This is a genomic window from Curtobacterium sp. MCBD17_028 (assembly GCF_003234875.1).
Lineage (GTDB): Bacteria > Actinomycetota > Actinomycetes > Actinomycetales > Microbacteriaceae > Curtobacterium.
The window spans coordinates 1-26276 of the sequence record NZ_QKTQ01000015.1; the positions used below are offsets into that span (position 1 = coordinate 1).

Sequence of the window (26276 nt, forward strand, 5' to 3'; positions counted from 1 at the left end):
GTCCGAGCTGGTGGCACGCCGAGAGTGGGGAAACGCCGCCGCCGAGGGACGCGATGAAGTCCGCCTCCGAACCGGTGTTCCCGAGGTTCAGCCACGACTGGTACGCGGACGAACCCGCTGGGCCCTGTCCGAGCTGGTGGCACGCCGAGAGTGGGGAAACGCCGTCGCCGATCCACACGTCGCCGGTGTCAATCGCGACGACGATCTCCCGCTCGAGGGGGATCTGGTTGGCGGCGAGGAGGTCCGCCTTCAGACCGCCGCGCTCCTGCCGCCGTACTTCGTCCACCATCAGTTGCTCCCGTCTGACGGATCAGCCGTCGAAGTTGTGCGCGTCGTCTTTCGGACCTGATCACGGAGGTCCTGCATCGACTCATCGCTGAAGGTGTTGTCGAGGTCGTCCTCGATCAACATGTCCCGGATGTGGTCCGCGATCGTCGGCGGCTTGTCCGTGCGGCCCCAGTCGTGGGCGACGTCGCGGATGTACTGCCGGAACGCCTCACGCAGGATCCGCAACACCCGTGTCGCGCGCGTGACCGCGGTCTTCAGCCGGTCCACGTCCTCACGGAGGTCGTTGATCTTCTGCAGGTACTCGGACTTGAACGCCTCGAACGTTTCGATCGTGACGCGGCTGGTCTCGTTGTCCGCCCGCTGCTGCTCGGCAGGATTCCGGCGTGCTCGGATCTGCGCCACCTTGACCGTTCCCCAGGCCGCGGCGAACGGTCCGAGGACCCCGGCGCTGACCTTCGCGATCGCTCCCATGACCTGCACGAAGGAGTCGACATCCATCAGACATGCCCCTTCCACCCGTTCCGGCGTGCGTCCTTCACGACGTCGTTCACACGCCAGATGAGCGGCCCGATGAACGCGATCGGCATGAACCCGACCGCCGCGCGCCCACCGTCACCGCTGACCGCGCCCGCCCACAGCAGCGCGAACGCATAGACGGTGAGCATCATCGCGAGGAACGCCTTGCCGTACAGCTCGATCCGCCAGAACCTCTCCGGGAACGCCACCCCCAGCAGGCAGCCGAGCGCGACGACTGCGATCGTCGCGCACCATGCTCGGGCGTACACGTCGGAGAACACGTCCCGGAGAGCGGGGATCCCGGAGTCGAACCCGCCGAGGCCGAAGAGCACCAGACAGATGTCGAACCAGGGGAACGCGGCCTGCAGGAGGCCGCGGACTCGGACGTCGTCGGGGCCGATCGCGTCCGGTCCCCACACGGACGCGTCGCGGAGCCGACGGATCAGACTCCGCCGCGTCCGTGTGCCGCCGCCCACGGTCAGGACACCGCCGGGACTGCGGTCGACGTGTCCGTGGTGTCCGGCACCGTCGAGCTCACGGGGGTGTCCGCGACCGTCTGCACCGACGTCAGCGACGGCACCCCGGGGTCCGAGGTACTGCCGGCGTCGATGGTGCTGTCGGTGCGGATCTGCACGCCGAGCTCCGTGGCGATGGTCTTCACGATCGAGGTCAGAACGAGGATCAGCTGCGCTTGCGTGATGTGCCCCGAGATCACGTACGGGAGCACGGCGACGAGGATCACCGCGACGATGCCGGCGCCGGTCTTGAACGCCCCCTGCCAGCCCTTCGGCAGCAGCGGCAGCCAGTACGCGGCACCCGCCTGCGCGAGGAGGATCACCACCTGGGTGATGATCACCGGGTTCAGCAGGTTCGCGCTGTCGCCCGCGGCCTGGAACACACCCAGGACGAGGACGAACAGCGGCAGCAGCGACGGGGCGTACTTCTTGATGGTGGCTTCCATGATGTGTCCTCTCCGGGCTCAGTGCCCGAGTGCCTTCTGCAGTTGACCGATGCGCGACCAGGTGGCCGCGCCGTCGTTCGCGTTCTTCTTGAGCCAGTTCGGGTCGGCCGCCTCCGACGGCACCCCGTACGCCGCGAAGATGAGCTTCAGCGACGCCACGTCGGTGTTCTGCGCTCGAGCGGGCGACGACGACACCTTCGCGGTGAGGTCGTGCTCCCGGGCGTTGCCCTGGTAGCGGACGTAGCCGGGCGCGAGCGCGAAGCACGCGCCGGTGTCGTTGCGGCGAAGAGCGAGCATGGTGTCCTCCTGAACGGTTGCGCTGTGCGTGAAGTGAGCGAGCGCGTGCGTCACGCCCGCGGTGGTGATGGCGCCGAGGAAGTCCCGCGTCCATCCGAGGTACGGCCGCTGCGTCTCGGCGGCGCGCTGCTCGAGCGTCATCCAGCCGACCCGGTTCCCGTACGCGTCCGTCGCGACGCACCCCGAGATCCCGTTGCGGCGCTGCGTGGTGACGATGTCGCCGGCAGCCTTGTTCCGGTCCGTCCGCGTCGGGCTGACGCCGAAGAACGCCGGCACACCGTCCGGCGGGTTCGCGTCGCCCGGCACCTGGTACTCAGACCAGTTCCACGCGTCCAACGCGATCTGGGCGATCCGCCCCTGCCGTCCGAACGGCGACGTCACACCGGCGAGCTGCCAGCGGGCGTTGTGCTCTAGGCAGTACCCGCCAGGCGTGTACAGCTGCCCGATGTCCCCGATCGCGCGCTCGAGCGCCTCGCCGGAGTTGATCGTCATGATCTCCGTCACAGGACCACCCCCGGTCGGACGTGGGCGTCCACGTCCAGGTCCGGGGGAGTGCTGTTTGGAGTCGTCGGCGCGTCGTCGTTGTCGGCGTCGTGCTCACCGTGGTGTGCCATGGAACCTCCTAGCTGAAAGCGGTCACGCCGATGGCGATCTGCTGGAACTTGATGTCGTCGCTGCCCTTGTCCGCGGTCGCCGCGAACTGCACCGTGTTTGAGCCGACCTGAGTCCGCGCGACGGCGGTCAGCGTCGGAACGTTCTGTGATCCCGGCGCGATCTCGTCCTGCCGCTGCGTCGTCGGCGTGAGCACGTCGATGCCGTTCAGGCGGACGTAGAGGTTCCCGCCCGTGGCCTTCGACGCAGCTCCGGTCGCTGTGGCGATGACCGTGATCAGCACGGTGTGCGGGACGACTTCGGTGAACGATCGCGATGCGACCGGGTGGATCTTCCCGTCGGCCGTGACCATCCCGAGCGCCTGGGTGCCGCCCGTCAACGCGGTGACGGCGCCGACTTCGTCCCACCGCGGGCTCCCGGCGGTGCCGGCGGCCGTGAACGACAGTTCGACGTCGGCGCAGTACACCGTCGTGCCGCGCAGGAACAGCTTGGGTGGGGTCTCGAGGAGCGATGTCGAGGACGCCATCGTGAGCGTCGGGCTGATGCAGGGCCGTACCGAGAAGCCCTGCGCGGCGGCGAGCGTCTGCCCGGCGCCGCGCACGAACTTCTGCAGCAGCACGAACCGTTGCCCGATCGACAGTGGCACGGACGTGCCGGACAGCACCGTGAGCTTCACTGGGTTGGTCGCGTTCGCGGGATCGCGGAGAAGACCCACCCAGTACGTCGTTGGCGCGCTGACGGCGGGCACCGACACCGTCACGGGAGCGTCGATTCTGTGCCCGAAGCCGCCGACAACCGCTCGAGCTTCCCCACTCACGGAGGAGACACCGACGGTGACGGTGTCGTTCGTGTTCACCGTGATCGCGTACGGGCTACCCCAGTCGTCGAGGATCCCGTCGCCGACCGCTCCCACGGCCTGTCCCCACATGTCGTCCGTGAGGTCAGCGCTGGTCAGTGGGAAGGACGATTCGGTCATGGTGCCTCCTAGACGGCCCTGAGTAGTTGCAGCTGACGCAGCGCCCTGCCGACGTCCTTGTTCGTGCGGGACACCCACGCAGACGAGTCCCGAGACCCCACGACCGCGGAGACCTTCTCGGTCTGCGCGCCCTGCTGCGAGGTGACCATCGTGGTGACCTCGCGTACCACGTTCGTGAGGTCCAGACCGTCGATGCCAACGCCGACGGTGTCGCCCACCCGCCAGTCACGGCGGTACTGGATAGTCGGGGAGTCGCTGATCGTGAACGACACCGTCACTGGCGCAGCACCGGACGAGAGAGCGTCGGCGCCGGCCTGGTTCAGGCCCGTGGAGTCGGTGGCGGTGCGCTGATCCACGAGCCCCTCGATGCGGGCTCCCCAGAGCGCCTCCGCGGCCGAGTCGACGACCTGCACGAAGGTGCGGTCCTTGCCGACGCCCGGGCCCGCGACGATCGCACGCGTCAACGAAGGGCGCGACAGCGTGTAGGACCAGTCGTCGCCGACGACGCCGCCGACGAACGCACCGGCAGTGCCGAAGCGGATGTTCGCGGACAGGTCCGCGACCGGGCGAAGCAGCAACGACAGGAACGGCCCGTCGTCGTCCTCGTCCTGCACGACGTCGATGTGGAGGCCGCCCAGCTCGGCGATGTCGGCGATCGTCGTGCCGAGCTGCTCGAGCCGACCGTTGATCGTGACGGACGAGCCGCGGCCCTGTGACGCCGGGATGCGGAACAGGGGCTCCCGCCGGTCCGACGTCGTCCCGGAGCCGAGATTCGACGTCAGGTAGCCGAGAAGCACGTCCTCTGCCGCGCCCGACCGATTGTCGTACCCGACGGGCTGGGCCGTGATCGGGTCAGCGCCAGACGGGAACAGGATCCGGTCCGAGATCGTCGCCGTGTCTGACTCGCCACTGATCGTGGACACGTACGCGCCACGCTGAATGCCGGTGATCGGACCCGACATCACCTTCCCGTCGTTCCGGTAAAGGATCGCGCCACGCCCCGGGTACAAGAGATCCCGCAGCCCCTCGTTCTGCGCCGTGACCGACCAGGTGCCAGGAGACGCGTCGGTCACGTTGTGCCGTTCCACGACCGTCAGTGACGACCAGAACCGCACCGGATTGAACCGACGTCGAAGGTCGAGATCGCGAGGCCACACCATCCACTGCGGCGTCACGAGCGACCTCCCATCACCAAGCCGACTCGTAGCCGGGGGTCCACCGAACGATCAAGCTGGTGCCCTCGCCCGTGGTCGCGAGGATGACGCTGACGGCGTTCACACCCGGCAGCAGGGGCGCCATCGTCGCGCCCATGCTGATCAGCTCCCACGCGATCGCGGAGTCGAGCGTCGCCGACCGGGCGCGCGGATCCGACACCAGCCACAGCGTCGAACCGTCCGGCACCCCTGAGCGGAGCTCCACGTCCGTGCCCGGGTACTGCACGATCGCCGACGCGGCCGGCCCGTTGATCTCGATCTCCGGCCACACGGGCACCTCACCGTCGACCGCGATCTCCATGTCCGACCCCACGACCACCGACGGCGTGATCCGTCGCGGCCACGGGTTCGTCCCGTCGCCTGTTCCGAGGAACGTCGCCCCCGGGGTTGCCGAGTACTCGATCTCGGTCGGTTCCCGGTCCCGCCAGTACGGGTCGACAGCGACGAGGGTGAGCGGCACCTTCTCCCAGCTGACGCCGGAGTTCCCAGCACCCCAGTTGCCCTCCCAGCCGCTCTTGTAGATCACGTCGAGCACACGCTCGCCGAAGACCGAGTTCGCGACCAGCCGGAACGTGCCGGTCTGCCCGATGGTTACCGAGTCCCACTGCGCGATCAGCGCGCGAAGCTCTGCGATGTTCGCGAGGAACTCCGCGTGTGACTGCTCCGACGCGAACTCGAGCGGGAGGAACACCTCTCGCTCGAGCACGTCGATCTCCTGCAGCCATGACCCTCGCATCCCGGGCGTCGTCGCCGTGACGACGCTCAGCGGCGACAGTCCCAGCCCCGTAGCGCCCGGGAGCAGCACCCGATCCGCGTCGACGTTCAGTGGGATCACCACCGACCCGTCCATGGACTCGAGGTGCAGCGTCCGGGAGTCGGCGCGGACCGGCTGGACCGCGAGAGCCTGCTGGACGGTCAGGACGTCGTTTCCGTCCTCCACGGTCCCGGTCCCGGTCCCGCTGCCGTTGCCGTCCACGACGGTGTCGATGATCTGTCCCGGGCCGCCGCCGTCCGCGATCGTCGCCATCAGGTGCCTCCTCCTGCTCGGTGCAGCCGATCAGCGTCGTCCGCCGGCCATGACCTCCGTGCGGTGCTGCAGCTCCATGTAGTCGCGGAGCGTGAACTCACGCCCCTCGCTGTGGAAGTGCGGCTCGAGGTGCTTCGTGACACCGCCCCCCGTCGTGACGAGCTCGGTGAGCTGCCGGTCCGTGAACACGTGCTCGGGCCTCCCCGTCTTGTTCATCACCAGCGTCGGCCCGGTCGGCAGCATCCCGCCGGTGTCGTACAGGGTCGGCTCGATCGTCCCCACCACGCCGCCGTATGCGTAGCCGTGCCCCTCGCCGAGCCCGTTCAGGTTCGGTCCGTAGGTGTGCTTCGCGTAGTTCAGCGCGGCGAGCATGTTGTCGTACCCGTTGAAGATGTCGCCGTGGCCCGGGAACTGGTACGCCGCGAACGTGGTGCTGATCGTCTGCATCAGCCCCTTGGCGAGGTCGCCCGTCCTGTTGTTGATGTCGCCGATGTTCCCCTGGATGGCCTTCGGGTTGCCGCCGGACTCCGTCTGGATCTGGCGGAGCACCTTCGCGACCATGTCCGACGACGTCGACAGGCCGTTCGCCGCGAGAGCCTTCACGACGTCCGGTTGCCACCGAGCCACACCGGACCCCGCCGGCGTGCCCGACGAGCCGCCAGCGTTGCCGATGCTGCCGATGACGCTCGCGACCCCGCCGAGGCTCTTCAGAGCCGACAGCGCCGACCCCAGCAGGTTGTTCGCCGCGGACGACGCCACCGACGTCATCGCGCCGCCGCCAGGGATCCTCGCGATCGCCGCGCGGACGAGCCGGCCGAGCGTACCCGACGGGTCACGGATGAACGCGCCCGCCGCACCCGCAGCGTCCTTCCCCCAATCCAGCGCCGTCGACGCGGCACCCTTGATCGCCCCGACCACGCCACCGCCGGCGTACCCGACTGCCGAACGCACGCCCTGCACGCCGCCACGATTCCCCGCAGCGTTCAGCGCATGCACGAACCCGGGCCCGAGAGCTCGAACGACCTCGGGGACGAGGACGCCTTCACCGCGCCGCATCGGCGTCATCACGTCGTCGCGACGTGCCGCCTGGTAACCCGGGATGACACCGCCGCCCGCGAACCCCTTCGGGAGCGCGACCTTCGGCATCTTCTTGGACCCAAAGAACCCAGCGACCTTGTTGAAGTTCCCGATCAGGGCGTCGTTGATGACGGTGTCGACGACGAACTTGATCGGTGCCTTAGCGATCGACTTCAGCCCGTCCCACGCCTTCCCGACGGCGCCCACGGCGGTCGAGAACGCGTCCGGGATCGTCTTCGTCACGAACCCCTTCAGGGCGTTGAACACCGGCTTGACGTCGTTGTTCCACACGCTCGAGATGTGCGACGAGATCGAGTTCCACGCGGGCTTCACGCCGCTGTTCCACAGGAACTGGAACGCCGGCACCAGCGTGCCCGTGATGAACGAATGGATCGCCGCGAACGCCGGACGGATGACGACCGTCCACGCCCACGAGATCGCCCCGCTGATCGCGTTCCACGCCGGCTGGATCACGGCCGTCCAGAGCCACGAGAACACAGCGCCGAGGACCGTCCGGACGAACGACACGATGGCGTTGAACGTGGGGAGCAGGACCACACTCCACGCCCACGTGATCGCCTTCGTGATGCCCGTCCACGCCGGCACGATCACCACGGTCCACAGCCAGTTGATCGCCGCCGCGAGAACGTTCGTGATGAACGCGGAGATCGCGACGAACGTGGGCTGGATGTACGTCGTCCACACCATCGCGATGAAGCGGCCGATCGCCGAGAAGATCGGCTGCACGTTCGTCGTCCAGAACGACACGAGCTGCGCGCCGACCCAGAGGAAGATGTGCCCAATCAGGTCGAAGATCGGGTACACGTAGTTCGACCAGAGGTACGCGACCGCCTTCCCGATCGCGGTGAGCGGCGGAGCGACGTACGCCGTCCAGAGAACGACGAAGAACTGGCCGACCGCGACGGCTGCGGCACCGATCGCCTTGAACACGGTGACTGTCGTGTTCCACCAGGAGACGAAGAACCCGCCGACCGCGCGGACACCGACACCAATCCCGTCGAACACAGGCTTGATGACCGAAGACCACAGCCAGGTCGCGCCGGAAGCGATGCCGTCCCACGCGGGGACGAACACGTTCTTCCACAGCCACACCGCGGCGTTCCCGACGGTCGTGACAGCGCTGACGATCCAGGCGAACGTCGGCTTCAGGACCGAGTTCCATGCGAACGCGGCCGCCGCCTGGATCCCCTTCCACGCGGCTGTGACGCCGTCGTGAAACCACGCCCAGTGGGTGTAGGCGTAGACCACACCCGCTACCAGGGCAGCGAGGGCCGCGATGATGAACTCGATCGCGATCGTCACGAGCCCGATCGGGTTAGCGTCCATCGCAGCGTCGAGACCGAATGTCGCCGTCGTCGCCACAGCCTGCGCCGCCGCCATGCCCTTCGTGACCAGCGTGTACGACACCACCGCGGCGCGAGCGAGCCCCATCAGCAGCGCGTAGCCCCTCATCGCCAGGCCGATCGACTTGAACGCGATGAGCGCCCCACCGAGACCGAGGACGAGAGGCTTCAGCCAGCTGCTGTTCGCGCTGGCGAAGCGCACCGCCGCGTTGACGCCGGTCGCGAAGCCCTTCGCGGTGTTCGCCAGGCCCGGGAGCACGTCGCCCGCAATCGTGGTGCCGACGTTCGCGAGGGTCTGCTTCGCGACCGCCAGCCGGTTGGCCGTGGTCTGCGACGTCAGGTTCCACTTTTTCTGGAAGTCAGCCGTCGAGTTCATCGCCTTGCCGACCTCAGTCGTACGGTCCTGTAGGCCCTTGGTCGCGCTCCCGGTAAGCATCATCGACGTGTTCAGACCGACGATTCCGCCGGTCATGTTCTTCATCGCCTGCGTGTACCCGCGAGCTGCCGGCGCGGCCTGCATGATCTGCGCCTTCTGCTGCGCCGTGAGCTTCGTCGAGTTCTGCACCGAGTTCGTGAACTGGGACAGCGTCTTTGTGCCGTTCACGAGCTCGCCGTAGGACGTCTGGATCGTCTTCGGCATCGACGCGATGATCGACGCGGCCTCAGCCGTCGACGGGCCGAGCTTCGACTTCACCGTGTCCGACAGGTACTCGATCGTGCCCGCGAGACCCTTTTTCGCGAGGTTGTCGCGGACGTCGGCGGCCGAGATGCCGAACGCGTCCATCTCCGTCGCCATGACCCGCGTCGGCGACGCCAGTGAAGCGATCGTGTGGTTCAGGTCCTGCGCCGCCTGCTGCGCCGACATGCCGGTCGAGGTCATCGTGCCGAGCGCGCCCGCGATCTGGTTGAACGGGATGCCGAGCTTCGACGCGACGGGCAGCACGTTCGACAGGGACCCCGCGAACTCCTGCAGCGTCGACTTCGAGTGCTCCGCAGCGACCATGAGCGCGTTCATGGCCTTCTTCGGGTTCCCGAGCGTGCTGCCGTAGGACTGCATGACCGACGTCAGCGCGTTCGTCACGGTTCCGAGGTCCGCGCCCTCATCGGCGGCGCCCTTCGCCGCCGCGCTCATGATCGACAGACCAGCAGCGCCGCGGTAGCCGGCCTTCTCGACCGTGTACATGCCCTCGGTCATCTGATCGAGCGAGGTACCGGTGTCGCTCGAGATCTTCAGCAGCCCCGCGCGGACCATCGCGAGGTTCCGCTGCGTCTCACCGGCGGCGGTCACGAGGACGTTCGACGACTTCTGGAACGAGATCGCCGACTCCGTGGACGCCTTCGCGAACTCCGCAGCGGCGAAGACACCGAGCATCGGCGCGAGCGACCCGAGCGACCCCATCAGGCCAGCGGCGCCGGACTTCAGCTTCGCGAACCCGGCAGCGCCCTTCTCCGACGCCGCCGCCATCCGGTTGAGCACCGTCGGCGACTTCGCCTGCTCAGCGCTGAGCGCAGCCTGCGCCTCCACGAGCTGCCCGGTCACGACCTTCTGCTCGCGGTACGCCGCCGCGAGGCCCTCTTCGGTGCCCGTGACCTTCAGCGACGCGGCCGCCCCGCGGCCCTTCGCGGTGGTGAGCGCCGCCTCCGCCTTCAACGCCTGCGACGACGTCGTGCCGTACTTCAGACGCTGCTCGGCAAGACGCGCCTCCGCGGCCGCCACGTTCTCCGTGGCCGCCTTCTCCGCGTTCCGGGCGGCGGCGATCGCGTTCTTCTCCGACTGCACCGCGCGCGCAGCGGCCTTCGTCGCCTTCTCCATCTCGGCGACCAGCGCCGTCGCTCCACCGCCGCCCTTCGCGCCGGTCGCGAGCCCAGCAGAGAACTCGCGGCCGGCAGTCGTGCCCGCAGCCTTCGCAGCAGCGCTGGTCCCCTTGACCATCAGCGACGCGGTCTGCGCCATGTTGGGGATGACGTCGACCCATGCGGCGGAACCGGCCACGGGACACCTCCTAGCGTTGGTTGTTCGCGAACAGGACCGCGGCGACCTCGTCCATCTCGGCGCGCTGCTGTTCCCGGTACTGCTCTTCGACGGCGTCCTCCACGGACTGCCCATCCAGGGGTGTCGGAAGGAACTTCGGCTCGATCGCCGGTTCGCCCTTCTCGCGGAACATGTTCGCCAGGCCCGCGTTCAGCGACCGAAGCTGCGACGAGACGTCGTGGAGAAGCCAGTCGGTGACGGTCCACGTCGATCCGATGTGTGCGCGCGTGACCGCGGAATCGGCGGGTAGGCCCTCGGCGAGGACGCGGAGCTGCCGGAACGTGATGTCGCCCCGGATGAACTCAGCGATCGGATCCCGCGGCGCGTAGTGCGCCTGCAGGGCCGCGTCAGCTGACTCCGCGTACTCGTCCACGAGCATGACGACGCCCTCAGCACGAACCGCGATCTCCACCGGAGCGGGAAGCGGTCTGCTGAGGGCGTCGTCGATGTCGTCGGGGCCTACCGCTTCGTAGGGCGGCCAGCGGTCAGCGAAGCCCGGGTGTCCTGCGACACCGCGATCTGCAGGAGTCCGATCTCGTCGGGGTCGCCGCCGGCCTCGATGAAGGCGTCGTACTGCTCCCCGAGGAGGACGCGGGCGATGCCCTCGTCGTCGTCGTCCGCGAGGGGCTTCAGTGCCGCCTTCGTGGCCTTGTCGTAGAGCATCGGGTGGGGGAGCTCGAAGTAGTGCTCCCCGTCGGGGGAGTAGCTGATCGAGGCGGACCCGAGGGTCTCCTCGACCTTGTTGCGCACACTCGCGCGCGTGTACGCGGCGGAGCGCTTCTCGTCGGCGTTGCTGGTCATGCTGGTTTCCTCCGTTCGTGGCGGTTGGTGGTGAGTTGGAGGGGGACGGGCGCGCAACTCACCACGGGAATCGCGCCCGCCCCCAGCCACTGCTACGACCCGCCGCCAGCCTGCGCCGGAGCGACGATGAGGCCCGTGGACGCCTCCGTGTAGGAACGGCCCACCTCGGGGTCGCGGAGGCACGTGAACGTGCGCCCCGTGGCCTCGACGTCGGTGCGGTTGAGGGTGCGGTCCGCGATGTCGGTGACCTGCATCCGGTACGCGAACTCCACGCGGTAGAACCGGCTCGAGCCGACGCCGTCCTGGGTCAGGATCAGGCCCCGGTAGAACGGGAAGTCGGCCTTGTCGCCGTCGTGGTACTCGTACCCGACGGTCTTCGAGGCCGGCCAGTCGGCCACCGGGATGCCGTGCGCGAGCGCGCGGGTCCACGCGTTCGACTCGCCGAACGTGACATCGAGGGTCTTCGTCATCCCGTCGATGTCGTTCCGGACGGGATCGAGGTCCTGCACCATGTTCACGGCCGACGCGGACACGTTGTTCGCGTCCTTGATGCCGTCCGTGGTGATGTACCCCATGTTGAAGTACCCCTCGGGCAGGGCGATGGGCAGGATGACGCCCGTGGTGGCGTCCGGGGCACCGAACCAGTCTTCGGGCACGGCGGCGGAGTAGTCGGCGATCGCGAAGATCTGCGTGCCGTGCTTGCGGATGAACCGGTTGTCGTTGGCGAGCTGCGATGCCACGTCGGGCATGTTGACCTCCTGGTCGAGAGCGGCCACCCGGAGCTCGGGAGTCGCGTTGGTTGATGTGCTGGTGCTGTCCTCCGCCGCGGCATCCTCGGTGGGCTGCGCGTCGGCGGGTTGGGTCTCCGAGCTCGGCTCCTGCGACCCGGTGTCCGCCGTACCGGCGTCCGTGGGGTCCTCAGTGGGCTCGAGCGACGAGTTCGATGGTGGCAACGGCGCGCCTCACCTTCGGGTTCTTGTAAGCCAGGGACCCGAACGTGGACGGGACGGCCAGCTCGTCGACCTCGCCCGTGTCGGGGATGGATGGGAGCGCGGCCTCGAGGGGTCGCACGAGGTCCCACAGCGACCCGCGGTCGGTGTGGAACACGGTGATGTCAACGCTCAGCGCCGTCTCGTACTGCGTGTTCGTGGAACCAGGCCCGGGAGTCCGCTCGACCATGACGAGCGGCACCTTGTCCGGGGTGACCGTCGCATCCCAATCCATGGGCAACTCGGACACCACGTCGATGCCGCCGTCGACGAGCGGATCGAGGATGCGGTGCACGAATCCGATGACGAGCTGCTCCACGTCGGGGAACAAGCCGTTCAGGATCATGCCCCGATCGACCTCCGGAGGATCGCCTGCTTGTTCACGCCTGCGTTGCCGTGCTCGAGGTCCTCCGCGTCGTCCGACGTTGCGATCACCTGCACGAACGCGCGTTTGTAGCCCCGCGGGGACTTCGTGCCCGGGCGGATGCCGGACACGATCTGCAGCGACCGGGAGAACTCGATCGCGCCCGCTTCCGCGGCAAGCCGCTGCGCTCGCGGGAGGATCCGCGCGGCCTTCCGCAGGAGCGCCTTCCGAACCGGCTCGGACCGCTGCATCTCGTCGAGGGTGTCCCTGCCGATGATCACCTTGCCGAACATCACCCCTCCTCGAGGACCATGTCGAACTCGGTGTGCGGGAGCATCCCGTAGAACGTCATGCCGCGGCCCTGCACGTTGTACGTCGCGCTACGCCAGGTGACCTGGTCGCCCTTGCTGATGCCCTCGACGGGCTCGTGCGTGGACACCCGGTAGGTGGTCGTCGCGTTGTAGAACGTGACCGCCGACGTCGTGCGGGTCGGGGCCTCGACCGACGAGAGTCCCTGCACCTCACAGCCCGTGATCGTCGTGTCGACGGTTGTCACAGTGGTGAGGCCCCGCGCGTCGCCCTTCCCGGAGCGGCGCTGATGCCAGATGACCGTTTCAGCGTGGGTAGCCATCGTCGTATCCGTTCTCCCAGCGGCGGCGGGGGTCCCACAGCGGGAACAAACGGTCGATGCCGCCGCGCACCTGTCCGAGACGCGGCTGCGGGACGACCACCGCGACGCCGGCAGGGGAGCTCTCGAACACGTCGACCATCCACCCGGCGAAGGTCAGGAACGACGCGTGCGGCGACCCATCGAGGGTGACCGTGCGTCCCTCCGTGCCCGACGTGCTCTGGTACGACGTCGCCCGAGACGGGATCTCGGGGCCGGTCGGTGTCGTCGTCACCTCGAGCAGCGGCAGCACCGACCACACGATGACGTCGACGACGGACGCCTTGTCGAGCGTCCCTGCGGTGATCCGGTCGGCGGTGGTCGGCCACGTCCGCGCGATCGCTCGCTCGACCGTCCCAATCAGGTTGGCCGCCCGGACGGTCTCCGCGGGGTTGAGGGGACGCCACGTGCCCTCGATGTCGCTCGGCGTCGCCCACCGCGTCTGCGGCAGGTCCGGCTCGTCGTCGGTCGCAGCGTCCCCTCCCATCAGGCCCCCGGAGCGCCGCCGGCCGTGCCGGTGCCGCTCGTGTCGCTGTCGGCCTTCGCCGCGATGATCGCCGCGGCGATGTCGGCCTTCGTGGTCGCGCTCCCGAGGCTGATCGAGTTGTCGGCCGCGTACTTCCGCAGCTGCACGACCGTCCACTGCTCCGTCGGGTCACCATCGGGGAGGGTGACCTCCTGCGAGGTGTCGGCGACGTGGTCCGCGATGAGGTTCACGGACTTGAGGTGCTCGATCTGCTCCGGCTTCACGCCCTCGTCCGTGAACACGCCACCGCGGTAGACGTAGCGCTGCGCAGCGCCGGACCCGATGACGGCGGCGGCGCCGGTCACCGTGTAGAGCTTCGCCGTGCTGGGGCTCGCGTGATCAGCCATGCTCACAGCCCCGTTCCGGTGATGCGGAGGCCCGCGCGGATGTCGCGGACGACCGGGACGGTGACGCGACGGGCCCGGAGGTCGTACGCGTCGCGGCTCTCGGCGCGGATCGTCTTCGTCTCGATGCCGGACGCCGCGCGCGAGTAGCCCGGCGAGCCGAGGTCCTCGTCGGCCATGCCGCCGAGCTGGTTCCGGTCCACGAGGAACGGGTCCGTGAACGGCACGTACCGCGACGTCGTCCAGGTCAGGCCGAGGTAGTTCGGGATGACACCCGTCTCGACCGTGTTCCCCGACTCGCGGGGCAGGAAGTTCGACGTGATCAGCGACGCGGCGACCTTCGCGAACTGCGTCGGCTTGAGGACGACGACGTTGAAGTCGTACTCGCCGTACTGGGTGAGGTTCTCCTCCGCCCACGCCTTCGCACCGAGGACGTTCTCGATGATGTTGCCCGCCTCGGACCACACGCCACCGGCGTACGTCTGCGTGAGGAGCGACGCGATCACGGACAGCGCGGTCGAGTCGACCTGCCGGATCATGCCGTTCCCGAGCTTCAGCAGCGCCCGCTGCGCCGGGTCGAAGTTGTACCGGGCGATCGCCTCGTCGGTGACGGGCGTGTCCTGGCCCCACTTCGCCGTGTGCGCCGCGGCGAGCTGACCCGCCGTCATGACGGTCTTCGGGAACTCGGCGCCGGGTGCGACGACCTCGGGAGCGTCGGCGGGGTAGATGACCTCGCCGGTCTCGTAGAGGATCGCGCCTCCGACGGCCTTGTACCGGCCGCCGAGGAGGTAGTCGGCGATGAAGCCCTGCGCGGTGATGTCCGCGAGCGCGCGGCGGATCAGCGTGGGCGACTTCAGGAACTGGTGGATCTCGATGGTGGAGAGATCCGACCCGACCGAAGCCGGGGTGACGGGGTATGCGTATCCCATGGGTGGTCGTCCTCCTAGACGAGGGTGAGGTTGATCTCGGCGATGCCGCCGTCGGCGGCGCCCGCGACTGCGAGGCCGATGGTGCCGGTGGTGTCCGTCGAGACCGCGCCGTTCGCGGCGGGTGCGACGCGGTCGCCGGCGACGATCGCGCCGACGGCGAGCAGGCGCTGCGTGCCGCCGCGGACGACAGCGACCTCATCGCCGACACGCGCGTCGTACAGCGCGACACCGACGACCTTCACGGATCCGTCGGCCGCGGTACCGACGCTGCGGTTCCCCGTGACCTCGACGAGCTGACCGCCGACGATCGGGGTGGTCGCGACGTAGGTCGCGTTCTGGCCCGGGACGAACCGGGGTGCGTAGTCAGCCATGATCAGGCTCCCTTGCTCTCGAGGTGACCGAAGACCTTGCTGTACAGCGCGTCCTCGTCGGATGCGGACTCGTCCACGCCACCGGTGTGACCGAGCGGCACGATCGGGGCGACCAGCCCCTCGGCGAGCGAGTCGAGGGTCGCCCTCACGCCCTCCTCGTCGGCGTCGAGCGCGGCACGCCAGTGCTCCGCCCGGGCCGGCGCGATCTTCCCCGCGCGGACCGCGTTCTGGACGATGCCGTCGCGGCGCTCGGTGACCTGCTGCGCGCGCGCCTCACGGCCCGCGGCGGCGTCGGCGACGAGCTGGTCGAACTGGGCGGCGTCCACGAGGCGGGTGCCCTCGGGGACAGTGTTGGTCGGAGCCGGGGCGGCGACACGGTCGACAGCGGCGAGGATCGTCGCGTCGTCCACGTCACCCTCGGCGGGCAGGCCGAGCCGGTTCCGGACTTCGATGCTGAGGGCGGCCATGTGGTCGCCTCCCTTCGTGTCGGTGGTGTTGGGTGTGCCCGGCTCGGCCGGACGAGTGGTCCGCGGCGCATGCTGCGCGCGGGAGTTGATGGCGCGGGCGACGTCCGCGGGGGTCGGCTTGGACGGCGTGGCGCGCGCGACGATGCGGAGCACGCGCGAGGCAGCGGAGTCCGAGATCTCCTCGTCGGGGATGACGATGAGCTGCTCGTCGTCGTCCTCGTCGCCGACGGTCTCGGTCTCCCCGGCGTCCGGGATGACCGCGACCCGGTCCGCGAGGCCAGCGGCGACCGCCTCCGTGGCGCTCATCCACGTGTCGTCGGCGAGGAGCGCCGGCCAGTCCTTGTCGCCGGCCTTCCCCGCGTAGATCTCGATCAGCGACGACTCGATGCTGTCGAGGACGTCGGCCTGCTTCCGCAGATCGACCGCGTTGCCGAACGCGAACACGGACGGCGAGTGGATCATCATCTGCGTGCCGGGCGACATCACCGTGTCGTCGGCGCCGGCCGCGATGACGGACGCTGCGGACGCGGCGAGCCCGTCGACGACCGCGGTCACGGACGCCTTGTGGGCGCGCAGCATGTTCAGGATCGAGACGCCCTCGAACACCTCGCCGCCCGGGCTGTTCACGCGCAGGATGATGCGCGTCACCGAGTCGGGCAGCGCGTCGAGGACCTTCCCGACGTCGTTCGCGGAGACGCCCCAGAAGCCACCCCACGAGTCGATGGGCCCGTACATGCGGATCGTCGCGACCGTGCCGCTGCCCGACGGCGCCGGCGTCGTGACGGCGTCGAAGAACTCCGTCTTCGTTTTCGGCAGGGGCTTGCTGCCCCAGTACCGGTTCGCGGTCCGGTGGTCGGTCATGATGCGGTTCCTCCTCCTGCGGTGCCGTCCGGCGCCGCGTTCGGTGCTGTCTTCGGCCCGATGCTCCGGGCGGTCTTCGGGTCACGCGGCGGCAGGCCGTACGTCGTGCGGAGGTACTCCTCGAGCGGGTCGTCCATCGTGATCGCGCCGCAGAGGACCAGCGCGTTGATCGCGCCGGCGGTGACGGGATGCCGGGAGCCGATCTCGTCGAACACGATCCGCGGCGCCGGGACGTCCGTGCCGTAGTTCAGGTCGACGATGTCCTCGACGACGTGCCGCGTCGCGGTCGTCGCGAGGTCCAGGGCGACGCTCTGCAGCGAGAGCGTGAAGAAGTCCTGGAACGTGTCCCCGAGGGCGTAGGAGCCCGTCGAGTTGTCCCCGCCGAGGCTGAGGAAGTTCGCCAGGACCGCCTTCGCGATCTGCTCGTCGTAGTACCGGATCGGCTTGTCCGCGTCGGGCAGCTGCCCCTCGACGCCGAGCAGCGCGAGCTTCGCGCCCGCCGAGATCGACGCGCCAGCGTTCTCGCCAGCGCGCATCCCCGACGCGATCCCAAATCCGGCGTCGATGTACGACTGCTCGAGCCTCGTGCGGTCCTCGCCCTGAACTGTCAGCGGCACCTCGGGCGCCGTGTACACGGGGAAGCCCATGCCGTTGCGGTCGATGGTCTGCGCCTGCACCCGCAGGAGCCGGTCCTTCAGCAGCCAGAACTTGTACGCCGGCCGGAGCAGCGACTGGCCGAGCCAGTTCCCGCCCTCCCGGTCGGTGATGTACGCCACGAGCTGCGACGCGGGGATGTCGACCTCGGTCTTCCCGCCCACGAGGCCCTGCTGACGGATCGCGACGAGATCCCCGTCCGCGGCGACGTCGATGCGCGCGATCGTCCGTGGCGGCCGCCACTGCAGGTCCTGCAGGTGCGCGCGGAGCGCGCCGTTCGGACCGTCCGGCGTGACCGAGTACACCTGCTCGAAGAACGAGTGACCGAATACCAGTGACAGCAGCGCCAGGCGGAGGTGCTCGTTCCAGTCGAACCGGTTCCGGACCCGCGTCAGCGGCCGCGCGGACTGCCCGACGATCGGAAGCCCGAGATCGTTCGCGACGTGCTCCACGACTTCGTCAGGAGCGCCATTCGGATCGATCCGCCACGGCGTACGGCGGATGGGGAGCATTACCGCGCGGAGCACCTGGATGACCTGCGCGTCCTGCCGACGCATCCGGTCGTAGTTGTAGATGTTCAGCGGCCACCGGAGCTCCGGGGTCTCCTCGTACGTGTCGAGACTGCTCCACCACTGCGTCCCGATCGACGCGTTCTCGTTCTCGTACCCCTTCGGCCCCTTCGGGACGGCGGTCCGCAGGTCTACCGCGCCGTTCGAGTCGACCATGGGGATCCCTTCGTCAGAAGCCGACGTTCCGGAGGTCGCTCGTCAGGGACGAGGGACCCTGACGAGTCAGCGAGGTGTCAGCCGACCGCACCGCTCGCGGCGGTGGCGGTGGCGGTGGCGGTGCGATGGCGTGCTTCCGCGACAGCCACAGCGCGCCCGCAGCACCCATCAGGGGTGCCGCGTCGGCGGGGGAGTTGTCGCGGTCCACGACCCACCCGCCGGAGAGCTGCTTCACGACCGCGGTGCCGGCGGCGGTGTCGAGGATCGGCTGCACGTTGTGCCGCACCGTCGGCTCCGGCTTCTCCGGCGTGCCGACGACCGCGTCGCTGAGAATCGCGCACGCGATCGTCAGGTCAGCGCCGAGCCACGGCACGACCTCGAGCATCCACGGGTCGGCGGGGTTCGCGTACTTGTCGGCGAGGTCAGCCATGAACGCCGACACGGGAGCGCCGCGGGTCTGCCCGGTAACGCGGCGCACCCGGCCGCGGCAGCGCTCGTCGTGCAGGAGGAAGTCCGCGATCCAGTCGCTTCCGGACCGGTACGCAATGAGTTCGACCTGGTCGACGCCGTCCGGGCGCTTCCCGCAGGCGATGAGCGAGTACATGGACCGGTCAGCGGTCTGCTCGATGCAGACGTCGAACTGGCCGACGATGCGGTCGCTGTCGTCGAGCGCGTAGGAGCCGTCAGGACGCACCACGGGATGGTTCTGGCCGCGCTCCCACGAACCGGCCGGGAACGGGCCCGACAGCGACGTGTTCGCCCACTGGCACAGCACCTCGGTGCGGAACACCCACTCCGGGTCGTCCTTCGCATCCGACGCGATCGCCCGGATCTCCATCACGTGCCCGAGCGAAGGGTTCGCCTGCGCCCACCCGTCCTTGTCCATCCGGTCGAGGTTCGGCGCCGCGGACCACTCGAACAGGCCGAGGGACACGTCGTCGTCGTCCTCGTCGTCAAACGGGTTCTCGTCGAGCTCGTCGTCGTAGAACTCGTCGTCCTCGCCGTCGTCCTCACCCTCGACGTCCACGTCGAACTTCTCGAGGTACGGCGACTCGATCGCCGCCTCCACGTTGCCCGGCGTCGCCGCAGCGAGAAGGTCGCCCTCGACGTCGATGCCGTCCGGGTCCCCGAGTGCGCGGTGCGCGCGTAGCCGCAGGTACCACAGCACCACCGAGGTGATGTCGCCGGCGTTCGAGATCCCCACGACCAGCGCGAGGCGCTGCGCGTTCGTCGTCTTCGAGATCGCCGCCCACGCCGCCCACGTCTGCTGCTCGCGCAGCTCGTCGAGGATCACGAGGTTCCCGCGGAGCCCACGGCCCGCGCGGCGGTTCGCGGCCTTCACCAGGTACCGCTCGCCCGTGGTGAGCAGCAGCGACTTCTTGCCGTTGACCTTCGTGACCTTCTTCACGAAGCCTGCGAGCTCCGGGTCGTCGTCGAGCGTGGAGACGACGTCCTCCCAGACCTCCTCAGCGGTCCCGAGGTCCTGCGCGGTGCCGAGCGTCAGCGGCCACGCCTCCGCGATCATCATGTAGAGCGCGAGGATCTGCATGAACGTCGACTTGCCGTTCTGGCGAGCGACCAAGACGATCGCCTTCCGGAACCGCAGCGACCCGTCGACGCGCAGCTCGAGCATGTGGATCGCGAGCCACCGCTGCCACGGCAGCAGGTCCTGGCGGAGCACGTCGCGCGCGAAGTTGATGACGTCGAACCCGAGTGACGTCTCCGGCGTCAGCTCGCGCAGGGACGGCGTCCAGAGCCGCGGAACAGCCTTCCCGTACCGTTTCCGCGGGCTCAGCTTCTCCCAGCCGGCGTAGACGTACTCGTCGTGGATCGACCCGTCACGAGGATCGGCGACCTGCGCGACTGCGGTACTCGGCCGCCGACGTGACCCGGGCCGGTTCGCGCGGCTTGTCGTCCTCGTCGTCGTCGCCACTGTCGCCCCCGCCCGTCATCCGCGGCCGCGAGGCGGCATCGATCGCTCTCCGACTCATCGGCGTCAGCCCCAACGCGTCGCACGTCTTCAGGAACGCCGACATCGTGACGTTGTCGTTCTGCGGGACCAGCGGGCGGCCGCCACGCTCCTCCGCGTCGGCCTCCGCCCACCCGACGATGACCATCCAGGCGTCGATCTTGCGGGCCATCATCCGACCGAGCTCGACAGCGGCGTGATCACGCTCGTCGAGGTGCTGCGCCGCCTCCACGGACGCCTCGAACTGCTCCGCGAGGCTCACTTCGACGCCCAGTCCGGCCTGATGTACCCCGAAATCGCTCCTCGAGCGGTCTCAGCCGCCGATTCGGGAGCCTTTCGTCCCCCGAACTGGCCCGAAACGGCCTCCACGGCCCTCCTGCGGGCCCTCCGACCCTCCCCAGCAGCCCGACCCAACCCCTCAGGCGTGCGCGCGACCCCCTCCGACCACCCCAGGGGGGGGAGGACACCACCGGCGGCGCTGTCGGCGCGTGCGGTGGCGTGGATCTTCACCCCCGCCCCTAGTGGGTTGCGATGGGCGTTGGCGGATTTGGACGAATCTTGCACCCCGATACAAGTCCGCACTTGTACTACGTTCGGGGTGGTGGTCAGAGTGTGCACGGTCGGTGCCTCCTCTGTGGGTTCAGATCGAGGTGAGGCCGAGCGACTGGTTCGGTCGGTCGCTGTTGCCCGCGTAGTTGCACGACGCGTGCGCTGGCCGGTGGTTGCTGCGATCCCACGTGAGGTGCGGGTAGTGGCGGCGTGGCTTAACGTGCTCGACGGTGAGGCTGTCGGCCTTCCCGCGGCTGCTGTAGTCGATGCGCATCCCGCAGATGACGCACGGTGCGCCGTGCATGCGCGCTTCGGCGGTCGAGCCGGCGAGCGGTCCGCGTGGGCCGTACGACTGCCGCACCCACTCGAGTGCCTGCTGTGCGCGGCGGCCGGACCATGCTGGGACGGTGATGCCGTTGTCCACGGTCACTCGTCGACGGTGATGCCGAGTGCCTTCAGGTACGGGACGGCGAGGTCCTCGTACATGCGGACCATGTCCGTCCACACGGCGACCGCCTGCTCCGCGGTGATGGGGGTGGGTGCATGGCCGGTGTTCTCGGCGATGCGGGTGAGCTGGTCCTCGATGCCGGCGAGGATGTTCAGCTCGGGCGGCACCTGCGCGATCACGCGGCCGTCGGTGTCGGTAACGTCCACCGGGTCGGTGCTGACGGTCGGGGTGGCTTCGACGCGGGCGACGTCGGCGGCGTAGTTCGCGACGGCGAGCAGTCCAGCGTCGGACAGGCACAGAGCGCTCATCTCGGCGTCGCGGAGCTCGGCGTCCGGTAGTGCGTCGCGGTAGACGCTGTCGAGGGTTACGACGTCGGCGGTGGTGAACGACGGCATGACGCGTCCCTTCTGCGGGTGCTGGTCGGTGACCTACCCCGCAGTGCGACGCGGGACAGCTACTTGATGCGCCAGGTGATGCCCTTGGCGAGCCGCACTGTCACGCGGCCGCGGCTGTTCACGCTCGCTCGTCCAGCGCGCGCCGTGAGGGATGCGCCGCTCTTGGCGAGGTTCAGCCACAGGTTCGAACCGACCTTGCGGCGACTGCGGAACAAGATGCCCATGGCGCTGATCATGCACCCGTACGCCCCGCGCTTCCACTCTGACGAGCCCGCCTCAGGTCGTACGATCACGACCATGGACGCCGCCGCGCTCGCGATCGCCGCACTGATCGTGTCGATCCTCGCCGCCCTCTTCACTGGCTGGCAGGCATGGACAGCTCATCTCGAGCGCACCCGACCTCGGCCTGCCTCGTTCACGCTGCTCGAGCCCCAGGGCCGCGTATTCCGCTGGCATCTGAGAAACACGGGTGGGTCATTCGCCTCACACATCGAGATGACGATCCGGCTTCCCCAGGCGAAGGACAAGGCTATGCGCACCCGGACCTACAAGGCGCTGGGGGCAGCTGCGCCAGGTGAGGTTGCCGAGCTCGACGAGACGCATGCGATGGGATTCGCGCTCGGCCGCTACCAGCGTGACGGAGACGGCAAGTGGCAGCGAGCTACCGGCAGTGGCGGGAAGCTGCTTGTCGCGAAGCGCGCACATGTCCGCTGGCGTGATTACAAGGGTCGTCAGCGGAAGGGACGGGTGCGCCTTCAGTGAGGTCGTCGGGCCGGCCGCGCTCCTCCAAGCTAGCGGCCGGCCCGGGATCCGTTCGCCCGAACGCGGGTGGATCATCCCCTGCCCGGGGCAACGACGCCTCGCCGGGAGCTGGTACGACGAAGGCCCCCGACGTGATGTCGAGGGCCTTCGTGGTGCGACCGAGCCGGGTTGGCATGGTCGTTCGCTAGCGCCAGTGTACACACGCGATGCGACATGCCCGGAAGCGCGCGGTTACGGCGTGGCGCGTGTTGCCTTCTCCGCGAGTCTCCGGCGCCGGTACTCCGCCTGGACGACGTCGCGCTTCACGAACACGCGCCGGTCGACGGTGAGGGTCGGCATGCCGTCCTGCACGTACCGCTCGAACGTCTTCGCGGTGATCTGCAGGTGTCGGCACGCCTGCCGCTTCGTCCACCACTCCTCATCCGGCACTGCCGGTCCCCTCGGGCTGTGCGGGCGCGGCGTGCTCGGCTCGTGGGTGGTAGCAGCGACTCGGCCAGGCGCTGTAGTTCGTCACGCCAGGGGTGTGTGCGTGGCAGACGCCGTCATCGCCGAATCGGCCCTCGACGTACTCGTGGTCCGTGATCGTCTCGGGCTGTGTGGGTGGCGGGGTCACGTCGCGGACCGTGGACGGGTCGATGTAACTCGATCCGTCGGACCCTCGGAGCCAATGGTCGATGCCCATGCCGGAGCGAACGAACCCGTCACCCAGCCAGGTCCAGTGCGAGGCGTACCCGCGGAACGTCTCGGCTCGGAACGTCGTCCCCGGTGCCATGTCCTCGATGCGGACCGGCTCGGCGACGGTTGAGGACGGCGCAACCTCGCCACCACGTTCCAGCGCGGCGAGAACTGCGACCGCTCCGGCTGCTCGATTCGTCTCCTCGTAGTCCATGTCGCCCTCTTCCTCGGCGACAGCGCGGGCGACGTCGATCGCGGCCGCCCACCCGTCGGCGCGACCACCCTCGTACTCGTCGTCGGCGGTTCGCTCCGGCTCGACACTCGGAAACGGCTGCGAGAGCGCCGCTACTTGGGCGCGCAGTTCGGCGTTCTCTCGTTCCAACTGCTCGGCTCGCGCCTGCCAGTAGCCGGGACGCCCGAGGATGCCCGCCACAGTGTCGTGGTTCGCCACCATCAGTCGTCCCCCTTCGGCTGCGAGAGCAGGGCGAGCACGGCGTCGGTGACCTTCGTACGCAGCGGTGCGATGTCCTGACCCGCGATGTGCGGCACGGCTGGTCGCGGGTAGTTCGATGCGTTGAACAGCACCGCACCCACTGCGGTGTCGATCTGCTCGCGCGTCGGCACCTGCACGGACGCGCGGACCTCGGCTTCGTGCGCGGCGAGCCACCGGTCGAACGCCGCTGCACGTGACGCCTCCCACTCGATCACCCCCGGAGACGCGTAGTAGTTCTCGCGGACCTGCTCGGTGGTGGGCGTGTACTCCTGCTCGGTCATGCTGCCTGCTCCTTTCGCGGCCACTCGAACCGCTTCCCATCGCCACCCGGCGCCGCACTGTGGTCGCCCTCGTGCCGGGTCAGGAGCGTGCACACGAACGTGCGACCGTCGACGAGCGTCAGGGCGCCGCAGACGGGCAAGGAGCGCTCGCGGTCGAGAGGTTCCTCCTCGGTCGGGTAGTAGCCGTGCATGTCGTAGAACGCGAGCACGCCGCGGCGGTCCCACGATTGCCGTTCCTCGCGGAGCTCCACGATCACCTGCCGCGCACCCTTCGACGTCGTGAGCGGCTGCTCGTCGACGTGGCCGCAGTGCTCGCATCGCAGCACCACGTCCTCCGGCTGCCCGCCGTCGGGCCACTCGGCGCCGTACGCGTAGTGGTCGCACACCGGGCACGGCCGCGGCAGCACCGGCCGCTGCCGGCGGGGCGCACGCGGGTACTTCCCCCAGATCGACGAGCGCGACTGCCGTTCGTGGTCGACCTGCTGCAGGTCCGCGACGTCGTCGTAGTACAGCTCGCCGGACTGCTTGTCGGCGATCGCCTCGTGTCGGACGAGGAGCCAGTCGACGAGGTACTTCGTCATGACGCCGGCGCCGGGCGGGGTGATGTGCGGTCGGAAGCCGAGCAGGTCGCCGTTCTCGTTCCGCCATGCTGCCTGCGCGGCCGCGGGCGGCTTCACCTGAAACACGCTGGCCCAGAAGTCGACCCACTCGATCAGCTGCCGCCAGATCGCGTCCGCATCGTCCGCCGCGTCGGCGCGCATCGGCAGCGGCGGCTCCTTCGACGCGGCCCTCGGCATGCCGTCCTTCGCGCCGCCGAGCGTGGGCACGACGAGCGAGCGGATGTAGGCGACGAGCTCGGGGAGGTCCTCGAGGCGACGTCGTGCGGTCGCGGCCTTCAGTCCGATGCGGATCTCGGGCGCGAGCTCCTCGGTCTCGATGGTGTCGGTCATGCTGCCGCCTTCTCTCGGTAGCGCCGCTGCATCTCGGAGCGGCAGATCGAGCACCCGAGCGACTTCTTGCCGCCCGAGCGCGTGTAGGTGCGGAGGTGCTCGTCGCCGTGCCCGTGAGCGCACTGACCGAGCGGGAAGTCGACGCCCGTGTTCCGGCGCCCGTTCTCGAAGTTCGACAGCAACCGCAGGTGCTCGACGTTCACGCACCGCCGCTCACGGCAAATGTGGTCAAGCGTCATCCCGACCGGCACGGGCCCGTTGGCCGCAGTCCACGCTGCGCGGTGCGCGAGGACGACGTGGCGCTCAGCAGCCTGCTGCCAGCCGATCTGCGCGTACCCGTGCGAGCCGGTCGAGTAGGTGCTGAGGTGGCAGCCCGACTCGTTCTCCTCGAACCGCTCCGCTGCGCGCTTGGCGACCCGCTTCGGGATCGCGACCATGTTCCACGTCTCGACGGGCATCAGAACGGCAGGTCGTCGTCGTACGTGCCGCCCTGGGGCGTGTTCCACACGTCCTGGCTGCTCGCGTTGCTCTGCGGTGACCACGGCTCGGCCTGCTGACCGCCGCCGTTCGACTGGCCGCGACCGCTACCGCCGGACGTGCGAGTGACCTGTGCGGTGGCGTACCGCAGCGAGGGGCCGATCTCGTCGACGTCGAGCTCGATCGACGTGCGGTTGTTGCCCTCGCGGTCCTGGTACGAGCGCTGGCGGAGCCGGCCCTGCACGATGACGCGACTGCCCTTCGTGAGGCTGCCGGACACGTGCTCGGCGAACTCGTTCCAGACGCTCGCTCGGAGGAACAGCGCGTCGCCGTCCTTCCACTCGTTCGCCTGACGGTCGAAGGTGCGCGGGGTGCTCGCGATGGTGAAGTTCGCCACCGGCTTCCCGTTCTGCGTGTAGCGCAGCTCGGGGTCCGCGGTGAGGTTCCCCACCACGGTGATCACGGTCTCTCCGGCCATCTCAGTTCTCCGTCTCTGCCGCCGTGGCGGTCTTCTCGATGCGGCAAGTCAGTGCCGCGCTGATTGCTTCATCGAGCTCGTCGCGGAGCTGCGCTGCCTCCGCGATCTCGAGCTGCGCCTGCGTGCCGCGGACTTCGACGGATACGCCGCCGAAGTCGTCCGCCCACGCGTCGGCGACGATCTCGGTCTTCGTCCTCGTGACGCCCATCAGGCGGTCCTGCGGTCGATCGCGGACACCCACTGCTGCGCGACCGCGGCGACCTGGATCAGTTCGGTCCGGAGCTTCACCGGGTCGTCCTCGGCGAACGCCTCGAGGACTTCCTCGGCGAGGATGTCGAGGAAGGTCACGGTGTCGTCAGCGGCGTGCGCGTCGGTCAGGTCCCGGAACAGGTCGCGGAGGCCGCCCCACGACTTGCTGATCATCACGTCCGGGTAGCGACCTGCGCCGGTGCCGTCCGGGTGGTTCTGCTCGCCCCACTTCGCGTCCTGCCGACGCCGCTCCTCACGCACCTCCGCCGCGATCGCCCGCTCGGGCTCGATCGCGTTCAGGATCGCGATCCGGTCCGGGAAGTACCGGTACACCGTCCCGATGCTCAGCCCCGCCCGGACCGCGACGTCGGCCGTCGTCAGCCGGTCGAGACCGACCTCGTCCACCACCTCGCGCGCCGCCGTCGTGAGCCGCTCGAGCGTCGTCTTCGAACGCGCCTGCACCGGCTCGTTACGCAGTTCCATCGTCA

At 69.0% G+C, this 26276-nt stretch carries 35 protein-coding genes; 1 reads left to right on the forward strand and 34 read right to left on the reverse strand.

Annotated features, from left to right (window positions below; translation table 11 throughout):
* From DEI86_RS13445 to DEI86_RS13570, 26 genes are all read right to left on the reverse strand, one after another.
* Positions 1–289: hypothetical protein (locus tag DEI86_RS13445; RefSeq protein ID WP_220038524.1), on the reverse strand; the 289-nt coding region annotated here is incomplete at its 3' end.
* The gene (locus DEI86_RS13450) at positions 289–786 is read right to left on the reverse strand and encodes a hypothetical protein (RefSeq protein ID WP_111049853.1); all 498 of its coding nucleotides are present in this window, start codon (positions 784–786) and stop codon (positions 289–291) included. The genes DEI86_RS13445 and DEI86_RS13450, both read right to left, overlap by 1 nt.
* The gene (locus DEI86_RS13455; RefSeq protein ID WP_146244937.1) at positions 786–1223 is read right to left on the reverse strand and encodes a hypothetical protein; all 438 of its coding nucleotides are present in this window, start codon (positions 1221–1223) and stop codon (positions 786–788) included. Before DEI86_RS13455 ends, DEI86_RS13450 begins: the two co-directional genes overlap by 1 nt.
* 59 nt (positions 1224–1282) lie before the next feature.
* Positions 1283–1765, reverse strand: a complete 483-nt coding sequence (locus tag DEI86_RS13460) for a hypothetical protein (RefSeq protein WP_111049855.1) — start codon at positions 1763–1765, stop codon at positions 1283–1285.
* An 18-nt stretch (positions 1766–1783) separates the two neighbouring features.
* Positions 1784–2554, reverse strand: a complete 771-nt coding sequence (locus tag DEI86_RS13465; protein WP_146244938.1) for a hypothetical protein — start codon at positions 2552–2554, stop codon at positions 1784–1786.
* A gap of 130 nt (positions 2555–2684) precedes the next feature.
* On the reverse strand, positions 2685–3650 hold the full coding sequence (locus tag DEI86_RS13470) for a hypothetical protein (protein WP_111049857.1): 966 nt from the start codon (positions 3648–3650) through the stop codon (positions 2685–2687).
* Positions 3651–3658: 8 nt separating this feature from the next.
* Complete coding sequence (locus DEI86_RS13475; protein WP_258376559.1) at positions 3659–4810, reverse strand: siphovirus ReqiPepy6 Gp37-like family protein; 1152 nt, start codon at positions 4808–4810, stop codon at positions 3659–3661.
* Positions 4811–4838: 28 nt separating this feature from the next.
* The gene (locus DEI86_RS13480) at positions 4839–5891 is read right to left on the reverse strand and encodes a hypothetical protein (protein WP_111049859.1); all 1053 of its coding nucleotides are present in this window, start codon (positions 5889–5891) and stop codon (positions 4839–4841) included.
* Positions 5892–5921: 30 nt separating this feature from the next.
* A complete protein-coding gene (locus DEI86_RS13485; RefSeq protein WP_181439783.1) occupies positions 5922–10325 on the reverse strand; it encodes a phage tail tape measure protein in 4404 nt (1467 codons plus the stop codon).
* Positions 10326–10335: 10 nt separating this feature from the next.
* Positions 10336–10743: a hypothetical protein gene (locus tag DEI86_RS13490; RefSeq protein WP_146244939.1), complete on the reverse strand. Its 408-nt coding sequence runs from the start codon at positions 10741–10743 to the stop codon at positions 10336–10338.
* 80 nt (positions 10744–10823) lie between these two features.
* A complete protein-coding gene (locus DEI86_RS13495) occupies positions 10824–11165 on the reverse strand; it encodes a hypothetical protein (protein WP_111049861.1) in 342 nt (113 codons plus the stop codon).
* Between the two features lie 92 nt (positions 11166–11257).
* A complete protein-coding gene (locus DEI86_RS13500; protein WP_146244940.1) occupies positions 11258–11914 on the reverse strand; it encodes a hypothetical protein in 657 nt (218 codons plus the stop codon).
* 169 nt (positions 11915–12083) lie between these two features.
* A complete protein-coding gene (locus tag DEI86_RS13505; protein ID WP_111049863.1) occupies positions 12084–12500 on the reverse strand; it encodes a hypothetical protein in 417 nt (138 codons plus the stop codon).
* A complete protein-coding gene (locus DEI86_RS13510) occupies positions 12497–12811 on the reverse strand; it encodes a hypothetical protein (protein WP_111049864.1) in 315 nt (104 codons plus the stop codon). Before DEI86_RS13510 ends, DEI86_RS13505 begins: the two co-directional genes overlap by 4 nt.
* Complete coding sequence (locus DEI86_RS13515; RefSeq protein WP_111049865.1) at positions 12811–13074, reverse strand: hypothetical protein; 264 nt, start codon at positions 13072–13074, stop codon at positions 12811–12813. The genes DEI86_RS13510 and DEI86_RS13515 overlap by 1 nt, the downstream gene beginning before the upstream one ends.
* Positions 13075–13132: 58 nt before the next feature.
* Positions 13133–13672, reverse strand: a complete 540-nt coding sequence (locus DEI86_RS13520) for a hypothetical protein (protein ID WP_111049866.1) — start codon at positions 13670–13672, stop codon at positions 13133–13135.
* The gene (locus tag DEI86_RS13525; protein ID WP_111049867.1) at positions 13672–14058 is read right to left on the reverse strand and encodes a hypothetical protein; all 387 of its coding nucleotides are present in this window, start codon (positions 14056–14058) and stop codon (positions 13672–13674) included. Before DEI86_RS13525 ends, DEI86_RS13520 begins: the two co-directional genes overlap by 1 nt.
* 2 nt (positions 14059–14060) lie before the next feature.
* Positions 14061–14984 (reverse strand): hypothetical protein, encoded by a 924-nt coding sequence (locus DEI86_RS16740; RefSeq protein ID WP_220038525.1) that lies wholly within the window; start codon positions 14982–14984, stop codon positions 14061–14063.
* A 14-nt stretch (positions 14985–14998) separates the two neighbouring features.
* Positions 14999–15355: a capsid cement protein gene (locus DEI86_RS13535; protein ID WP_111049868.1), complete on the reverse strand. Its 357-nt coding sequence runs from the start codon at positions 15353–15355 to the stop codon at positions 14999–15001.
* A 2-nt stretch (positions 15356–15357) separates the two neighbouring features.
* Positions 15358–16683 (reverse strand): head maturation protease, ClpP-related, encoded by a 1326-nt coding sequence (locus DEI86_RS13540; protein WP_111049869.1) that lies wholly within the window; start codon positions 16681–16683, stop codon positions 15358–15360.
* A complete protein-coding gene (locus tag DEI86_RS13545) occupies positions 16680–18062 on the reverse strand; it encodes a hypothetical protein (RefSeq protein WP_181439784.1) in 1383 nt (460 codons plus the stop codon). Before DEI86_RS13545 ends, DEI86_RS13540 begins: the two co-directional genes overlap by 4 nt.
* 13 nt (positions 18063–18075) lie before the next feature.
* The gene (locus DEI86_RS13550; RefSeq protein ID WP_111049870.1) at positions 18076–19995 is read right to left on the reverse strand and encodes a hypothetical protein; all 1920 of its coding nucleotides are present in this window, start codon (positions 19993–19995) and stop codon (positions 18076–18078) included.
* Positions 19901–20293: a hypothetical protein gene (locus tag DEI86_RS13555; RefSeq protein WP_111049871.1), complete on the reverse strand. Its 393-nt coding sequence runs from the start codon at positions 20291–20293 to the stop codon at positions 19901–19903. The genes DEI86_RS13550 and DEI86_RS13555 overlap by 95 nt, the downstream gene beginning before the upstream one ends.
* A gap of 378 nt (positions 20294–20671) precedes the next feature.
* Positions 20672–21010, reverse strand: a complete 339-nt coding sequence (locus DEI86_RS13560; RefSeq protein ID WP_146244942.1) for an HNH endonuclease — start codon at positions 21008–21010, stop codon at positions 20672–20674.
* Positions 21007–21423, reverse strand: coding sequence for a hypothetical protein (locus DEI86_RS13565; RefSeq protein WP_111049873.1), 417 nt, complete (start codon positions 21421–21423; stop codon positions 21007–21009). The genes DEI86_RS13560 and DEI86_RS13565 overlap by 4 nt, the downstream gene beginning before the upstream one ends.
* Before the next feature lie 59 nt (positions 21424–21482).
* The gene (locus DEI86_RS13570; protein ID WP_111049874.1) at positions 21483–21647 is read right to left on the reverse strand and encodes a DUF4236 domain-containing protein; all 165 of its coding nucleotides are present in this window, start codon (positions 21645–21647) and stop codon (positions 21483–21485) included.
* 73 nt (positions 21648–21720) lie between these two features.
* On the opposite strand from DEI86_RS13570, the gene DEI86_RS13575 reads away from it, so the two are divergent.
* Positions 21721–22185, forward strand: coding sequence for a hypothetical protein (locus tag DEI86_RS13575; RefSeq protein ID WP_181439785.1), 465 nt, complete (start codon positions 21721–21723; stop codon positions 22183–22185).
* A 231-nt stretch (positions 22186–22416) separates the two neighbouring features.
* Here DEI86_RS13575 and DEI86_RS13580 read toward each other — a convergent pair whose 3' ends face one another.
* From DEI86_RS13580 to DEI86_RS13615, 8 genes are read right to left on the reverse strand one after another with little or no spacing between them, the layout of a single operon-like run.
* The gene (locus DEI86_RS13580; RefSeq protein ID WP_111049876.1) at positions 22417–22614 is read right to left on the reverse strand and encodes a hypothetical protein; all 198 of its coding nucleotides are present in this window, start codon (positions 22612–22614) and stop codon (positions 22417–22419) included.
* Entirely contained in the window at positions 22604–23314 is a 711-nt protein-coding gene (locus tag DEI86_RS13585; protein WP_111049877.1) for a hypothetical protein, read from the reverse strand. Before DEI86_RS13585 ends, DEI86_RS13580 begins: the two co-directional genes overlap by 11 nt.
* Positions 23314–23634 carry a hypothetical protein gene (locus DEI86_RS13590; protein ID WP_111049878.1) on the reverse strand — a complete coding sequence of 107 codons (321 nt, stop codon included), beginning with the start codon at positions 23632–23634 and terminating at the stop codon, positions 23314–23316. The genes DEI86_RS13585 and DEI86_RS13590 overlap by 1 nt, the downstream gene beginning before the upstream one ends.
* Positions 23631–24584 (reverse strand): hypothetical protein, encoded by a 954-nt coding sequence (locus tag DEI86_RS13595; RefSeq protein ID WP_111049879.1) that lies wholly within the window; start codon positions 24582–24584, stop codon positions 23631–23633. The genes DEI86_RS13590 and DEI86_RS13595 overlap by 4 nt, the downstream gene beginning before the upstream one ends.
* Positions 24581–25042 carry an HNH endonuclease signature motif containing protein gene (locus tag DEI86_RS13600; protein WP_111049880.1) on the reverse strand — a complete coding sequence of 154 codons (462 nt, stop codon included), beginning with the start codon at positions 25040–25042 and terminating at the stop codon, positions 24581–24583. The genes DEI86_RS13595 and DEI86_RS13600 overlap by 4 nt, the downstream gene beginning before the upstream one ends.
* Positions 25042–25539 carry a single-stranded DNA-binding protein gene (locus tag DEI86_RS13605; protein ID WP_111049881.1) on the reverse strand — a complete coding sequence of 166 codons (498 nt, stop codon included), beginning with the start codon at positions 25537–25539 and terminating at the stop codon, positions 25042–25044. The genes DEI86_RS13600 and DEI86_RS13605 overlap by 1 nt, the downstream gene beginning before the upstream one ends.
* 1 nt (position 25540) lies before the next feature.
* On the reverse strand, positions 25541–25747 hold the full coding sequence (locus DEI86_RS13610) for a hypothetical protein (protein WP_111049882.1): 207 nt from the start codon (positions 25745–25747) through the stop codon (positions 25541–25543).
* Positions 25747–26271 carry a helix-turn-helix domain-containing protein gene (locus tag DEI86_RS13615; protein ID WP_258376555.1) on the reverse strand — a complete coding sequence of 175 codons (525 nt, stop codon included), beginning with the start codon at positions 26269–26271 and terminating at the stop codon, positions 25747–25749. The genes DEI86_RS13610 and DEI86_RS13615 overlap by 1 nt, the downstream gene beginning before the upstream one ends.
* Positions 26272–26276 lie beyond the last annotated feature (5 nt).